Annotated in this window: 10 protein-coding genes, 1 tRNA gene and 1 pseudogene; 5 read left to right on the top strand and 7 right to left on the bottom strand. The window is 66.8% G+C overall.

From position 1 onward, the window contains the following. Positions 1–302 precede the first annotated feature (302 nt). The gene (locus V7S63_RS10805; protein WP_091841672.1) at positions 303–851 is read right to left on the bottom strand and encodes a cupin domain-containing protein; all 549 of its coding nucleotides are present in this window, start codon (positions 849–851) and stop codon (positions 303–305) included. Positions 852–996: 145 nt separating this feature from the next. Between V7S63_RS10805 and hisD the strand changes: the two genes are divergently transcribed. The 5 genes from hisD (at position 997) to V7S63_RS10780 (ending at position 6,653) form a co-directional block, all read left to right on the top strand. After that, positions 997–2,304 (top strand): histidinol dehydrogenase, encoded by a 1,308-nt coding sequence (hisD, locus tag V7S63_RS10800; protein ID WP_336530201.1) that lies wholly within the window; start codon positions 997–999, stop codon positions 2,302–2,304. Between the two features lie 125 nt (positions 2,305–2,429). After that, the gene (locus V7S63_RS10795) at positions 2,430–3,482 is read left to right on the top strand and encodes an ABC transporter substrate-binding protein (protein WP_336530200.1); all 1,053 of its coding nucleotides are present in this window, start codon (positions 2,430–2,432) and stop codon (positions 3,480–3,482) included. An 86-nt stretch (positions 3,483–3,568) separates the two neighbouring features. After that, positions 3,569–4,642 (top strand): ABC transporter ATP-binding protein, encoded by a 1,074-nt coding sequence (locus V7S63_RS10790; protein ID WP_336530199.1) that lies wholly within the window; start codon positions 3,569–3,571, stop codon positions 4,640–4,642. Further along, complete coding sequence (locus V7S63_RS10785; RefSeq protein ID WP_336530198.1) at positions 4,639–5,811, top strand: ABC transporter permease; 1,173 nt, start codon at positions 4,639–4,641, stop codon at positions 5,809–5,811. Before V7S63_RS10790 ends, V7S63_RS10785 begins: the two co-directional genes overlap by 4 nt. Further along, positions 5,808–6,653, top strand: coding sequence for an ABC transporter permease (locus V7S63_RS10780; protein WP_100962486.1), 846 nt, complete (start codon positions 5,808–5,810; stop codon positions 6,651–6,653). The genes V7S63_RS10785 and V7S63_RS10780 overlap by 4 nt, the downstream gene beginning before the upstream one ends. Before the next feature lie 151 nt (positions 6,654–6,804). Here V7S63_RS10780 and V7S63_RS10775 read toward each other — a convergent pair. From V7S63_RS10775 to V7S63_RS10750, 6 genes and pseudogenes are all read right to left on the bottom strand, one after another. Continuing rightward, positions 6,805–7,603 (bottom strand): annotated as a pseudogene (locus tag V7S63_RS10775) (alpha/beta fold hydrolase). A gap of 291 nt (positions 7,604–7,894) precedes the next feature. Continuing rightward, positions 7,895–7,970 (bottom strand) — tRNA-Lys (locus V7S63_RS10770). Between the two features lie 193 nt (positions 7,971–8,163). Beyond that, positions 8,164–9,441, bottom strand: coding sequence for a solute carrier family 23 protein (locus V7S63_RS10765; protein WP_100963401.1), 1,278 nt, complete (start codon positions 9,439–9,441; stop codon positions 8,164–8,166). 166 nt (positions 9,442–9,607) lie between these two features. Continuing rightward, a complete protein-coding gene (locus tag V7S63_RS10760; RefSeq protein WP_336530197.1) occupies positions 9,608–11,860 on the bottom strand; it encodes a tetratricopeptide repeat protein in 2,253 nt (750 codons plus the stop codon). A gap of 116 nt (positions 11,861–11,976) precedes the next feature. Continuing rightward, positions 11,977–13,539 (bottom strand): 2-isopropylmalate synthase, encoded by a 1,563-nt coding sequence (locus tag V7S63_RS10755; RefSeq protein WP_336530196.1) that lies wholly within the window; start codon positions 13,537–13,539, stop codon positions 11,977–11,979. A gap of 545 nt (positions 13,540–14,084) precedes the next feature. Further along, positions 14,085–14,570: a hypothetical protein gene (locus V7S63_RS10750; protein WP_336530195.1), complete on the bottom strand. Its 486-nt coding sequence runs from the start codon at positions 14,568–14,570 to the stop codon at positions 14,085–14,087. Between the last annotated feature and the right edge of the window lie 19 nt (positions 14,571–14,589).

Genomic DNA, 14,589 nt, shown 5'->3' with positions numbered 1-14,589 from the left:
GTCCGAGCTGGTGACGAGCCCATCCTGGCCTCGGCCAGAGCGCGAGTGGTCGGCTCGGCCACATCGTGGAAATCGTGACGGAGGCGCTCGTAAATCTGGCGCCGACGCAGGAAAAACCGGGCTCTGGGCATTTCGGTCGAAACATCAAGCCGCCGCTCCGCACTTCGCTCGCACCCGCAGACCACGCCGCGTCGCGAAATCCCCATAACGCACGGCTCCGGGCCGCGGCTTCTTCACCTCAAGACTTTCGCACGCCGATGCTCGCATCAACCGGGCTGACGCACGGGGCGGGGCACGCCTTCCTAATAAGTGGGGGGCGTGATCGCGCTTACGATTTCGCTCTGCTCCTTCGAGGCATTGCGGAAACGGTGTGGTTCCCGGCTGTCGAAATAATAACCATCTCCGGGCTCCAGGATCGATGTCCGGCCGGCAACGGTCACCTCGACCGCTCCGCGGATGACCATGCCGCCTTCCTGGGCCGAATGGGAGAAGGCCTCGCCTGTGTCGGCCCCCGGAGCATAGGTTTCGTGCAGCATCAGCATTGATCGGTTCGGAAAGCCCGATCCGATGACGCGATAGGATATGGCGTCGACCCGGCCGATCTCTGTCATGTCTGCCGCTCGGCAGAACGGATTCGGCGGCGATACAGTCTGAAAATCCAGAAAAAAGCCCGATAGAGTCGTGCCGAGCGCGTCGAGGACGGCGTGCAGCGTGTCGAGCGACGGGCTGATCAGATCGCGCTCGATCAGCGAAATCGAGGAATGCGAGATCCCGGACCGCAGCGCGACCGCGCGCACGCTCAGTTTGCGGCGCGAGCGCAATTCGCGCAGCCTGTCGCCGATTTTCATGATCGCCCTACGCCCCCAAGTGCCCGCTGGCCGCCCACATATCTAGTGCGAACGGTGAATATCCTCAACACGAGTGCCGCGCCGTCTTGCGTGCTGTACCGGAAGCGCCGTCAATGTCAGCGCTTCCCCGAGACCCAGGCGGACCTTCATGACGAAACTCGACCCACAGCTTGCAAGCCGGCTGACATACATCAAGCAGCCCGGCCGCAGCGCATGGAGCGACAATGCCCCGGTCGAGGCGACGGTGAAGCAGATCCTCGACGCAGTCCGCCAATTCGGGGACGCGTCGCTGCGCGACTATTCCCGCCAGTTCGACAAGGTCGAGATCGAGACGTTCGAGGTTAGTACCCGGGAGCGCGAAGAGGCCGTCGCGGCGCTGGACCCACAGACCCGCGCCGACACTGAATTCGCGATCGAACGCGTGCGATCGTTCGCCCAGGCGCAGCGCGATACGATTCTGCCGCTCGATGTCGAGCCGCTGCCCGGCCTGCATCTCGGGCATCGCATCATTCCGATCGCCCGCGTCGGCGCCTATGTGCCCGGCGGACGCTACCCGCTGCTGTCGGCGCCGATCATGACGATCGTTCCGGCCAAGGTCGCCGGATGCGACGAGGTCATCGCCTGCCTGCCGCCGGGAGCGCACCAGGCGATGATCGCCGGCTGCCATCTTTCCGGCGCCGACCGCATCTTCCGCGTCGGCGGTGCGCAGGCGATCGCTGCCATGGCCTTCGGCACCGAGAGCATCCCGGCGGTCGACAAGATCGTCGGGCCCGGCAACGCCTATGTGAACGAGGCCAAGCGCCAGGTCTTCGGGCTCGTCGGCATCGACCAGCTCGCCGGCCCCAGCGAAATCTTCGTCGTCGCAGACGAGACAGGCGACGCCATCACCATCGCGGTCGACCTTCTGGCCCAAGCGGAGCATGATGTGCGCACCCGCGTCGGCCTGATCACGACCGACCGGGCGCTCGCGGAGGCGACGCTGGCCGAGGTCGAGCGCCAACTCGGCAACCTTTCGACCGCCGGCGTGGCGGCCGAGGCCTGGCGCGACTATGGCGAGATCGTCCTCTGCGCAGACGAGGCCGCGATGCTGGCCTATTCCGACCACATCGCTGCCGAGCATCTCGAGGTCCACACAAGCGACGCCCGGGCCACTGCCGGGAAACTGCGCAATTACGGCTCGATCTTCATCGGTGTCGCCGCCAGCGTGGTCTATTCCGACAAGTGCTGCGGCACCAATCACACGCTGCCGACGATGGCTGCGGGGCGCTATACCGGCGGCCTCTGGGTCGGCTCCTATCTCAAGACCTGCACGCATCAATGGCTGGACGAGCGCGGTGTCGCGGCCGTCGCGCCGCCTGCCATGCGCCAGAGCGCCAGCGAGGGGCTGGAGGGCCATCGTCGCGCCGCCGCCCTGCGGCTGGCTCCCGCGCAATTGCTGCAGGAGATCGGTGCCTGAATTCGACCGACAGGTCTGCAGGGCCTCTGGCGCGACAATGCGATCGAGGTTCCAATGATCGGCAAGGACTGGTTCGGCGTTCGCGAGGGGCGAATTCCGGGGCGGCAAACACAAGGGAGACCAACATGGCCAGTTTCAAACAGGTGATAGGCTCCGCCGGTCTTGCGGCGGGGTTGGTGCTGTCGGCTTTGGGGGCAGCCTCCGCGCGTGACCTCACCGTCGTGTCCTGGGGCGGCAACTACCAGGACGCCCAGCGCAAGATCTACTTCAAGCCTTTTGCCGAGAAGACCGGCAAGCCCGTGCTCGACGAATCCTGGGATGGCGGCGTCGGCGTCGTGCAGGCCAAGGTCAAGGCTGGCGTGCCGAACTGGGATGCCGTGCAGGTCGAGGCCGACGAGCTCGCGATCGGCTGCGCCGACGGCATCTACGAGAAGATCGACTGGGCCAAGCTCGGCGGCAAGGACAAGTTCCTTGACAGTGCGGTCAGTGATTGCGGCGTCGGCGCCATCGTCTGGTCGACGATGCTGTCCTATGATTCCGACAAGCTGAAGACCGCGCCGACCTCCTGGGCCGATTTCTGGGACACCAAGAAGTTTCCGGGCAAGCGCGCCCTGCGCCGCGGCCCCAAATACGCTCTGGAATTCGCCCTGATGGCCGATGGCGTCGCTGCCAAGGACGTCTACGCGACCCTGCGGGCCGCCGGCGGCATCGATCGCGCCTTCAAGAAGCTCGACGAGATCAAGGGCGACATGATCTGGTGGGAGTCCGGCGCCCAGCCGCTGCAGCTCCTGAAATCCGGCCAGGTCGTGATGACCTCGGCCTATAACGGCCGCATCACCGGCATCAACAAGACCGAGGGCACCAAGTTCAAGACCGTCTGGCCCGGCAGCATCTATGCGGTCGACAGCTGGGTCATCCTGAAGGGCAGCCCGAACAAGGATGCGGCGATGGAGTTCATCGCCTTCGCCAGCCTGCCGGAGAACCAGTCGAAGCTGCCGCAGGACATCGCCTATGGCCTGCCCAACAAGGCTGCGGCCGCAGCAGTGCCGGCCGATCTTGCCGCTGATCTGCCGACCTCACCCGCCAATCTCTCGGGCGCGATCTCGATCGACATCGACTTCTGGAACGACAACATCGAGGACCTGACCAAGCGCTTCAACGCTTGGCTCGGCAAGTAGTCCGGGCCCTAAGGCTTGGCGCAACCGAGACCTGTGGTCACAATGGCTGGCGCTGCGCGCCAGCCATTCAGGTGAAGGACTTCCATTTGCCCGGTTCGGCAGCGTTCATCCAGTTCGAGAACGTCAGCAAGGCGTTCGGAACAGCCAAGGTCATCGACGCGCTCGACCTTCATGTCGGCCAGGGCGAATTCGTCAGCCTGCTCGGCCCGTCCGGCTCGGGCAAGACCACGCTGCTGATGATGCTGGCCGGGTTCGAGGCGCCGACGGGCGGCGCGATCCATGTCGATGGCAAGCGCGTCGAACGGCTGCCGCCCTACAAGCGCGACATGGGCGTGGTGTTCCAGAATTACGCGCTCTTCCCGCATATGACCGTGGCGGAGAACATCGCTTTCCCGCTGAAGATGCGCGGTGTCGGCAAGGCTGAGCGCGAGGCGCGGGTGACACGCGCGCTCGATCTCGTCCAGCTCGGCCATCTCCAGGATCGCAAGCCCGCGCAGCTTTCAGGCGGCCAGCAGCAGCGCATCGCTCTCTCGCGCTCGATCGTCTACGAGCCGAAAGTCGTGCTGATGGACGAGCCGCTGAGCGCGCTCGACAAGCAGCTGCGCGAGCACATGCAGCTCGAGATCCGCGAGCTGCACCGCAAGCTCGGCCTGACCGTCATCTTCGTGACCCATGACCAGGGGGAGGCGCTCACCATGTCCGATCGCGTCGCGGTACTGAATCGCGGCAAGATCGAGCAGCTCGATACGCCGTCGGGCCTCTATGACCGTCCACGCACGCGCTTCGTCGCCGAATTCATCGGCGAGACCAACCTGCTCGCATGCACCGTCTCAGCCCGGACGGGCGGCGTTGCCACGGTCGTCCTTGCCAATGGTGGCTCGATCTCCTGTGCGGCGCCGGACGGCTTTGCCATCGGCAGCCCGGCCCTCGTCTCGATCCGGCCGGAAATGCTGCATCTCGGCAACGACCCGGCAGTCCTGAACGCGCTGCCGGTCACGGTCGAGGATGACGTCTACCATGGCGACCATGTCCGCGTGCATCTCTCCTGCCAGGGCCAGCGGCTCGTCGCCAAGGCCGGGCGCCGCGATGTCGTGCTGCCGGTCGGCTCACAGGCTTTCGCCAGCTTCAACCGCGACGATTGCACGCTGGTGGCGCCATGACCATTGCGCGCCTGAAGGCGTCGCTTCTCGTCCTGCCGCTGATCGTCTTCCTCGGCCTGTTCTTCATCTGGCCGCTCTGGATGATGATCGCGACGTCTGTGCAGGGCGGCACGGTGCGCCTCGCTTTTCCGGCCACGGCCGTGGCGATCGCGCAGTGGAACGGCGACGGCCTGCCGTCTCCGGACGTTCAGGCGGCGCTGATCCAGGATCTGCGCGCCGAGGTCGTGCAGGAGGTGTTCGGCGACGCCGTGCGCAGCCTGAACAGCCAGCAGGCCGGCTTCCGCACCTTGCTGCCGCGCACCGTGACGGCACTGCGCAATGCCGGTGCCGACGCCACCCCGAAGCTCGAAAGCATCGATCCGCGCTGGAGCCAGCCGCCCTTCTGGCTCGCGCTGAAGCGCGGCATGCCGGCATATACGGACGCCAACCTGCTCGCGGCCGTCGATCTGAAGCGCGGCGATGACGGCACGATCGCGCATGTCGCGCCGGACATGGCGGTCAACCGTGCGATCATGCTGCGGACCTTCATCATCGCCGCCCAGGTGACTTTGGCCTGCGCCGCGATCGGGCTGCCCTTCGCCATGCTGGCGGCGAGCCTTGGCGGCTGGAAGCGCAACTTTCTGCTGCTGGCGGTTCTGCTGCCGCTCTGGACCTCGTTGCTGGTCCGCACCGCCGCCTGGATGATCCTCCTGCAGGACCAGGGGCTGATCAACCAGATCCTGAAGGCGCTCTGCCTGATCGATGCCTCGCTGCCGCTGATCTACAACCGCACCGGCGTGCTGATCGCCATGACGCATGTGCTGCTGCCTTTCATGGTGCTGCCGATCTATGCCAGCCTGATCGCGATCCCGCGCAACCTGATGCCGGCGGCGGCCGCGCTCGGAGCCCGCCCCTTGCAGGCCTTCCGCCATGTCCTGCTGCCGCTGGCGATGCCCGGCCTGCTCTCGGGCTCGCTGCTCGTCTTCATGGTGGCGCTCGGCTACTACATCACGCCGGCGCTGACCGGCGGCGCCGGCGACCAGATGATCTCCTCCGTCATCGCCTTCTACGCGACCGGCACAGCCAATTGGGGCATGGCCGGCGCGCTCGGCCTCTTCCTGCTGGTGCCGACGACCCTGCTCTACATCGTCTATGGCCGGCTCTCGCGCACGCCCCTGGGGCAGGCATGAGCGCAGCTTCGCCAAACCTTCCGGGTACGCCCGGCGCGCTCGCCTTCGGCGCGGTGCGGCTGGCTTTCGCGGCGCTGGTGGTGGCGTTCCTGCTGCTGCCTCTGGTCGCGATCCTGCCGCTCGCCTTCACCGACAGCGTCTTTCTGACCTATCCGATGAGTGGTCCCTCACTGCGCTGGTTCGAGACGCTGGCGACGAGCGATGCCTGGAAGCGCTCGATCGTCAATTCGCTGATCATCGGCTCCGGCGCGACGGTTCTGTCCACGGTGGTTGGAACGCTCGCGGCGCTCGGCCTGCGGCGCGAGCTCGTGCCGTTTTCCGGCGTGCTGCGTTCGATCTTCCTGTTGCCGATGGTGGTGCCGGCCGTGGTGCTCGGCGTCGGCATGCAGATCCTCTACGCCCGCATGGGCCTGGCGAGCAGCTATCTCGGCGTGATCGTCGCCCATGCGGTGCTCTGCGTGCCGTTCGTGCTGGTCAACGTCTCAGGCTCGCTTGCGAGCATCGACCCGGCTCTCGAAAAGGCGGCCTCGAGCCTGGGTGCGCCGCCAACGGCGGTCTTCCGCAATGTCACTCTTCCGCTCGCGATGCCCGGCATTCTCACCGGCGCGGTCTTCGCCTTCGCGACCTCGCTCGACGAGGTCGTGATCACGCTTTTCGTCGCCGGGCCAAACCAGACGACCATGGCGCGCCAGATGTTCGCCTCGCTGCGCGAGAACATCAGCCCCGCAATCGCGGCCGCCGCGTTCGTCATCATCGTCCTGACCTTCGCGCTGCTTCTTGTCGTGAAGGGCGCTTCGCTGTTCCAGCCGCAGCGCAACAAGCAACGACCTCAGCAAACCTAGATTGCCGAGGAACCATCTCGGGGTGCAAATGCGCCATAACCAGAACTTGATCCTCTGCCTGAAAGCGGACGTCAGACGTTCTGGAGGAAGACGTCGACTGCCGGCCTCTCGAGGCGGTACCGCTCGAATCGCCTTGGGCTGGCTTTGCCAATCATCTCTTGTCGAAGAAGGCTCGAACCATGGCGACGGTGGCGGTGGAATTTTCTTCCATGATCCAGTGGCCGGAATCCGGGCCGACACCTTCGGTGACGTCGGTTGCGGCAGCTCGCATCACCACCTCCATCATCGTGCCGAAGGCCTTCTCGCCGCCGATTGCCAGAACGGGCATGGCGAGCTTGCCACCTGCCGCCAGATAGGCACGGTTGCCGATAGCGTCCCGGTCGAAGGCGGCGAACTGCGGGAGACCCGAATGAATTGCGCCGGGAAGGGCATAGAGCTTGGCCTAGTGCTCGCGCGAAGCTTCGCGGAAGCGAGCGGGAGTCGCAGAGAATTCATTCCAGAAGCGGTCGAGATATATGCGCTCGCGCCCGGCCACGAGCCGCTCCATATCAGGCCCGCCGGAGCAAAAATGCCAGAGCGGCGGATTCTTCAGAATCTCTTCCCAGGGACCAACGCCCGGGACCGGCGCCTCGATCAATGCGAAGCGGGCGACGCGGTGACGATCCTGGGTGGCGAAAGCGAACCCGACCATGCCCGATATCATGCGTCACCAGGTCGGCCCGCTCGATCTTGAGCGCGTCGAGCACACCGACAACATCGCCGGTTTCTGTCTTTTTGTCGAAGCCCGACTTCGGCTTGGACAATAGGCCGAGCCCGCGCAGGTCCGGCACAATTACCGTGGGATCTCGCGCCAGATCCGCCGCCATCGGCGCCCACATGTTGCCGGTCTCGCCATAGCCATGCAGCGGCACCACCGCTGGCCCCTGACCATCAATGCGGACATGGATCATCGCCCCGTTGGTCGCGATCTCTTGCGTTTTGAAGAGGCTCGGAAAGTCGGGGAGCTGACCGACCGCAGGAGCCGCGAAGACCGCCGGTCTGCGCTAATCACCAAAACGAGAAACCCCGGGCTTACCGCCCGGCGCCTTCATGTGGGTGCGCGTCGCTTTCACACGCGAAATCAGCGGTTCGGAACAACGTTCGAACGTGCGAAGGCTGCGCGGCGGGTTTTGTTCCCACCCCGTTCACCTTGCGCCCGGTAGGCACTTGGCGAAAAACCATTATTTTTCAAGGGATTTCCGTGGTGGGTGATGTAGGGCTCGAACCTACGACCCGCTGATTAAGAGTCAGCTGCTCTACCAACTGAGCTAATCACCCATACGCCACGAAGACGTTGTCGGCGAGGCGTGGACCGCGTCCCGACGGGCGGCGATGTAGCAAACACCCCCGCCCCTGTCCACCCGTTTGCGACAGAAATATGCAAACTCGCTCGGGAGACATTCGGCATGCCGCGTGGCGAACTCGGAGAAAACCTGCCGCACTGAGTGCGGCAGGCCGTTTTCCGGGGTTTTCAGGCCGCCGAGCGGCGATTCAGCAGATGATAGAGCGCGATCGCGGCGAAGGTCGCCGTGCCGATCCCGCCGAGCTCGTAGCCGAAGATCGGCAGCTTGAGATCGCCGGCGCCGAGAATCAGCGCGGTCGCCACCGTCAGGAGATTCTTCGGCTCGGCGAAGTTCACCTTGTTCTCGACCCAGATACGGCCGGCGGTCGCCGCGATCAGCCCGAAGACGACGACGGCGAGCCCGCCCAGCACCGCCACGGGAATCGTGCCGATCACCGCGCCGAACTTGGGCGAGAAGCCGAGCAGGATGGCGATCGCGCCGGCAGCGACGAAGACCAGCGTCGAGTAGACCCGCGTCACCGCCATCACACCCATGTTCTCGGCGTAAGTCGTGACGCCGGTGCCGCCGCCGGAGCCGGCGATCATGGTGCCAACGCCGTCGGCGAAGAAGCCGCGCCCGATCAGCCCGTCCAGATTGCGCCCGGTCATCACCGAGATGCCCTTGATGTGCCCGAGGTTCTCCGCGACCAGGATGATCGCGACCGGCACGATCAGCGCGATCGCCTTCGCGTCGAACACCGGCGCGACGAAGTTCGGCAGGCCGAACCAGGCGGCGGCCGCGACCTTGCCGAAATCGACGGGCGGCGCGCCGAAGCTCGTCGCCGTCGCGGCGTAGAGGACATAGGCCGCAAGGCCGCCGATCAGCACCGGCAGGCGCTGGACCAGGCCGCGGCCATAGACCGCGATCAGCGCAACGGCGATCACCGTGAACAACGCGATCCACTTGGTATAGGCGCTGGCCGAGATCATGTTCATCGCGACGGCGGTGAGGTTGAGGCCGATCGCCGCGACGACGGCGCCGGTCACCACCGGCGGCAGCAGCGTCTCGATCCAGCGCGTGCCGACGCCCTGCACGATCAGGCCGATCAGGGCATAGACCGCGCCGCAGGCGATGATGCCGCCGAGCGCGACCGGCAGGTTGGCGTTGGGGCCGGTGCCGGCATAGCCGGTCGCGGCGATGACGACACCGATAAAGGCGAAGGAAGAACCGAGATAGCTCGGCAGCCGTCCGCCGGTGATGACGAAGAACAGCAGCGTCGCGATGCCGGAGAAGAAGATCGCGACGTTCGGGTCGAAGCCCATCAGGATCGGCGCCAGCACGGTCGCGCCGAACATGGCGACGACATGCTGCAGGCCGGCAATGATCGTCTGCCCGGTCGGCAGGCGCTCGTCCGGCATCACGTCGCCAGAGGTCTTCAGCGTCCAATTCGGAAAATAGCCAGCCATCTCGCCGCTCCCAGCCAACGCGCCTGCACGCACCGGGATTTAATAGTGGCAAGAATCGGGCCTGCGCCAAGCGAACGACACAAGCCGTCCACCGCAAACAGCGCGCTAGGACGCAGAACCGTGTTGAAAGCCGCTCTTCGCGCTCAGGATCGGTTGCCGAAGCGCCTTAGGGCGCCACGCCGAAGGCGCGGTAGCGCTCCTCGGCCTGTGCGTCGAGCGCCTTGGCCCTGGCGAAATCGGCCGCCGCCTCCGCCGCATCGCCGCGGCGCTGATGCGCCAAAGCGCGGCCGTACCAGGCCTGGCCGAGCCGTGCGTCGAGCGACAGCGCCCGGTCGAAATCGGCGATCGCCGCATCGGTCTGGCCGAGCGCCGTGCGCAATGCAGCACGCGCCACCCAGCCATCCGGATCGGCTCGGTCAGCCGCGACGGCAGCGTCGAGATCGGCCAGCGCCCGCTCATATTCGCGCGCATGCTGCAGCAGCAGCGCCCGGTTGAGCAGGGCCGCGGCATTGGCGGGCGCGACCGCGACGACATCGTCATAGGCCTTGAGCGCGGCGCCGAGCTGGCCGCGCGCCGTCAACGCCCTCGCCCGCTGGAACAGCGCCTCGATCGAGCGCGGCTCGCTGCGCAGCGCTGCATCCGCATCGGCCTGCGCCGCAACGAAGGCGCCGTCGCGGAAATTCAGCCGGGCGCGCTGCACCAGTGCTGCCGGGTTATCCGGCTCGAGCAGCAGGGCGACGGCAAGGTCAGCCCGCGCCTGCGCCTCGCGCTGCGGCTGGCCGATGCTGTACTGGGCTCGCCGGATCAGGCGCGGCACGTCGAAGGCGTCGAGCGCCAGCGCGGCATCGAGCGCCGCCAGCGGATTGGGCGGGACGGGCAAGGCAACCAGGGCCGCCTGCGGCTGCGGCCGCAACGCGCGATAGGCGCCCTGGAGCGCGGCACGCTCCCGCGTATAGCGATCGCTGGCGCTCCGCCACAGCCCGGCGAGGCGCGCCGGCCAGACCTCGATCGAGCGGCCGAGCGCCGGCAGCAGCTCCTCGCGCCGCTCGAGCGCCCCTTCATGCTCCGGATCGACCGCGAGCAGCGCGCCATAGGCGGCGGCGGCGGCGCTGCGATCGCCGTGGATCTCCTGCGCCAGCCCGAAGCCGAACAGGGTGGCGTGATCCTGCGGCTTCAGCGCGAGCGCGGCGCGATACGCCGCCAGCGCCGGGACCGGCCGGCCGAGCGCCAGCAGCGCGTCGCCGCGCATGCCATGCCAGGCGCCGGCATCATGGCCGGGACCGGCCCGGTCGAGATCGCGCAATGCCTGGTCGTTGCGGCCGAGCTGCAGCAGGAGCTGCGCGCGGTTGCGCAGCGCATTCCCGTCGCCCGGGACGAGCGCGATGGCGCGGTCGAGGTCGCGCAACGCCTCTTCGCGCCGGCCGAGCTCGGCAAGCAGGCCGGCGCGATTGTTGAGGCCGAAGGCAGCCTGGGGTTGGACCGCGAGCAGCCGCTCATAGGCCGCAATCGCTTCCTCGGCGCGGCCCATGCGCTGCAACAGGAAGGCGCGCCGGGACAGCGATGCCTCGTGCCGGCCGTCGAGGCGCAGCGCCCGCTCATAGCTGGCGAGCGCCGGGCCCTCATGCCCGAGCGCTTCGAAGGCCCGCCCGCGCTCCAGCCAGACCTGCACGACGGTCGGCTCCAGCCGCAGGGCGCCGTCGAAGGCGGCGACCGCCTCGCGCGGCCGCGCCAATGCGACAAGCGAGAGCCCGCGCCGGTAGTGATAGGAGGTGACCTCCGGTTCCAACGCCAGGGCGGCATCGAAATCGGTGAGCGCCGCCTCATGCGCGCCCTCGTCCTGCCGGAACCGCGCCCGCGTACCGCGCGCCCAGCTATTGGACGGATCGAGGGCGATCGCATCGTCGAGATCGGCCCGCGCTCCGGCGATGTTGCCGGCACGCTCGCGCAGCAGGGCCCGGTCGGCCAGCAGCGTCGCGCGCCCGCCCAGGACCATCGCCCGCTCGATCAGCGCCGCCGCTTCGGCATGCCGGCCGAGCTCGGACAAGGTGTGCGCCCGGCCACGCATGGCGGCCAGATGATTCGGCACTGCCTTGAGCGCCGCATCGAAATCGCGCAGCGCCTCATTGAGGGCATTCTCGGCCTCGGAAATCCAGCCGCGGCTGGCGAGCAGATCGGCGCGAACGGCGCGGTTGAACTCGCCGGTCAGGCTCTCGTCGCAGGCCGCTCGCCGCTCGGCGCTGCCGGCCTCGATGGGACCCATGCAGATGCGCAGGCGTTCCTGGACCCGTTCGGCCCGCTCCGGCGGTACGGCCGGCGCATAAGCCACGGCGGGACAGGCGGCCAACATGGCAAATGCGCTGACCGAGATAAGGCGCAGCAGGTTCATCAGGAACGTCTCGCGGTGATCCCAAGTGCCCATGAGAGCGACACCCGTTTTGCGAATCCAGACTTTGTTCCTGTGGAAAGCAAAAAATGAGCCGCTGTGCCGCGCTGGTCACAGCACGGCATAACGGCTCCGGCTTCGACACCCGAAGATTACTCCGCTGCCTGCGCGTGCACGCGGCTGCCGCGCGCGACCAGCTTGTTGAGCGCCGCCAGATAGGCCTTGCAGGACGACACCAGCGTATCGGGATCGGCGCCGCGCCCGGTCACGGCCGCGCCGTTCTGGCCGAGGCGTACGGTGACCTCGGCTTGAGCATCGGTGCCCTCGGTGACGGCATGGACGTCGTAGAGCTCCAGCACCGCCTCATGCGGCACCAGCGCCTTGACCGCGTTGAACACCGCATCGATCGGCCCGTTGCCCTCAGCCTCCTCGGCCACGACCCGGCCGTCGATGTCGAGCTTCAGCATGGCGCGCTGCGGGCCGCGCGTGCCGGCGATCACCGTCAGCGAGACCAGCTTCACGCGGTCATGGGCGGTGGCGAGGTTCTCGTCGACCAGCGCCTCGATGTCCTCGTCATAGACATGCTTCTTGCGGTCGGCGAGCGCCTTGAAGCGGGTGAAGGCGTCCTCCAGCTGGTTGTCGCCGAGCGTGTAGCCCATTTCGGTGAGCTTCGAGCGGAAGGCGGCGCGGCCGGAATGCTTGCCCATCACCAGCGAGGTCTTGGTCACGCCGACCGAGGCCGGGGTCATGATCTCGTAGGTCTGCTGGTGCTTCAGCATGCCGTCCTGGTGGATGCCGCTCTCATGGGCAAAGGCGTTCCGGCCGACGATCGCCTTGTTGTACTGCACCGGGAAGGAGCAGGCGCTCGAGACCGCCTTCGAGGCGCGCATCAGATAGGTCGCGTCGATGCCGGTGTCGTAGGGCATCACGTCGCCGCGCACCCGCAGCGCCATCACGATCTCCTCCAGCGCCGCATTGCCGGCGCGCTCGCCGATGCCGTTGATCGTGCACTCGACCTGGCGCGCCCCGCCCTCGATCGCCGCCAGCGAATTGGCGACGGCAAGACCCAGATCATTGTGGCAATGCGCCGAGAAGATCGCCCTGTCGGCATTGGGTACGCGCTCGCGCACCGCCTTGAACATGGCGCGGTATTCGTCCGGCGTGGCGTAGCCGACCGTATCGGGCAGGTTGATCGTGGTCGCGCCGGCTTTGATCGCGGTCTCGACCGCCCGACAGAGATAGTCGATCGGCGTGCGGGTCGCATCCATGCCCGACCATTCGACGTCTTCGACCAGGTTGCGCGCCTGCGTCACCGTCCGGGTGATGATCTCCAGCACCTCCTCCTCGCTCTTGCGCATCTGGTGCTGCAGATGGATCGGCGAGGTCGAGACGAAGGTGTGGATGCGCGGCCTGGCGGCATGGCGCACCGCCTCGCCGGCGCGGGCGATGTCGGCGGAGATGGCCCGGGCGAGCCCCGCCACGCTCGCGCGCTTGATCCGGCCGGCGATAGCCGAGACGGCCTCGAAATCACCGTCCGAGGCAATCGGGAAGCCCGCCTCGATGATGTCGACGCCCATCATGTCCAGCATGTCGGCGACCTCGAGCTTCTCCTCGAAGGTCATGGTCGCGCCCGGGCATTGCTCGCCATCGCGCAAGGTGGTGTCGAAGATCAGGACGCGGTCCTTCGCGGACACGGTGTTGCCTGCATTGCTCATCGGTCTTGTCCCTGGTCAGGGCGCGCCGCATTTCGGTTCGGGCTGGCGCGCTGAGGTCTGGAGCTTTGTTCCCGTCATCCCCTGAGCGCCCAGGCACACGTGCCCGGCCGGCCCTCAGGGGCAGGTAAGAAGCAGCTGACCAAGGAGCGAGGGGGCGCGCGACGGGACACACACGCCGGCCGTCCGCGCAGCGGCGCGGTTCAGGCTCTCGGCATGGGTGGCGGATGCGGCCACGAACGATCCTCTCGACGACTTGGGCTGTCTACCGGATCGGAGGATAGGAAGGCAAGCCTCTAAGGTCTTGAACGTTCGTGCGCTGCACGAAGACTTCTCACCGTTCAAAATGATTTGGCAAACGTTCGTCGCTCGGACTCCTCCCTTCCCCCTTGTGGGGAAGGGTTGGGGATGGGGGTGGTGCCGCCTGGTGATCGTTCTCAGAAGAAGGCAGCAGCGACAGCGCCATCAGGGGTTACCGATCGCTCCGGCTTTGCGACCCCCACCCCTGCCCCTCCCCACAAGGGGGAGGGGTTTCCGAGCGCGTCACCCTAACCAGCCGCCCCGGCCCGCTCCTTCAGCGTCCTGGTCTCGCCGAACGGCCCCGGCCAGACCTGCAACCGGTAGAAGTCGTCCCCCTCCAGCCCGTCATCGCTCAGGTCGTCGAGGCCGACATAGGAGACCCGCAAACGGTAGCTGCCGGGCGTGAGGGAGAAGCGGGCCCGCTCCTGTGGCGCCCCTTCCGTGCAGCCGATCAGCATCATCTGCCCGGAGCGCACGCGGAAGGAGCACTCGTTGACCAGCTCCCATTCGCCGAAATCGGCCTCCGGCGCCTCATCATGGACCGAGAGCACGACGGGTACGTTCATGTTCCTGGCGGTGGCGATACCGACCGAGCAGTCGCCGACGGCGAGCATCCGCTCCACCGTCTCATCGGTCCAGAACGTCCCCCAATCCTCATCGACCGCCTCGTCCTGCAGATAGAACTGGAAGTAGTCGGCGAAGATTTCGAGCTCGGTGGTATGCAGCACGGTCATGACAATCAGGGTTCCGTCG

The organism is Allobosea sp. CCNWLY174, assembly GCF_037120455.1.
In the GTDB taxonomy this organism is placed as follows: Bacteria; Pseudomonadota; Alphaproteobacteria; order Rhizobiales; family Beijerinckiaceae; genus Allobosea; species Allobosea lupini.
This window is presented reverse-complemented; position numbering and strand designations above follow the sequence as displayed.